At 44.0% G+C, this 948-nt stretch carries 1 protein-coding gene; it reads right to left on the bottom strand.

What is annotated here, in order from left to right; all coding sequences use genetic code 11:
- On the bottom strand, nt 1-895 hold an 895-nt coding region (locus tag EII14_RS09010; protein ID WP_124932189.1), incomplete at its 3' end, for an IS30 family transposase.
- Nucleotides 896-948 lie beyond the last annotated feature (53 nt).

The raw sequence follows: 948 nt of genomic DNA, 5'->3' as shown, positions 1-948 counted from the left end.
AATCGAGTTTTTGTCTTGGTCTTCTGTTTATTTTCTTCTGTATTTGCGCAATTCTTCTGTCCGTATAATCATCAAAGTTTGCATACTTGGGTATATATTGCCTGATGAGTTTGTTTGTATTCTCAATAGCTCCCTTCTGCCACGATGAGTAGGGGTCTGCAAAGTAGACGATAGCCCCTAAGTCTTTCGTTATCTGCTTATGTGCTGCAAATTCAGGGCCATTATCTGTGGTTATGGTCTTGATGTATTTCTTGTAGGGCAAGAGCAATCTTCGTACCTCTTTTGCCAATGGTTCAGATTTCTTTCCATAGCGTAGCTTGGTCATAAACAGCATATTTGTGGAGCGCTCCACAATGGTTAGGATGGCGTGATGATAAGGGTCTGCGATGAGATCCATCTCAAAGTCTCCAAAGCGCGTTCCATCTGCTTGTATAGGGCGTTGGTGGATGCCGGTTCTATCGGCTATGGGAAAAGCTTTGTATTTGGGTTTATGGCGGTATTTGAGCTTATGGCGTGTGTGACTAGCCGGTTGGCCTGTCTTGTCGGCTTGTATGATGTTGTAAATGCTTTGATGGGAAACGCTGATACCCTCCTTCTTCAATACTCCCGATATTTGACGCGGAGACCATTCCTCCTCCAAGATAAGTTGTTTGATTCTCCATACCCATTCAGGGGCAAGGCGGGCATTCCTCACCGTGCGCTTTCGACGTGTCATAGCTTTATCGTGCGCCTTAAACCAAATATACTTCCCCGAAGAGGTACTATTGCGTTTGAGTTCACGCGAAAGGGTGGACTCACTGATGCCCACGATACGTGCAATCTCTTTTCTTGGGCTTTTTCTTTGTAATAAGGCAAAGATTTGCGATCTTTGCTCTGAGGTTAGTTGTTTATACATAGCAATACAAAGATAATTAATCTCAGGGAGTCCTCAAAAGGGGCTCTTTTTTT

This window comes from Alloprevotella sp. OH1205_COT-284 (assembly GCF_003859795.1).
Lineage (GTDB): Bacteria > Bacteroidota > Bacteroidia > Bacteroidales > Bacteroidaceae > Alloprevotella.
Note: the sequence above shows the minus strand (reverse complement) of the source record. Positions and strands in the feature narration are given on the sequence as shown.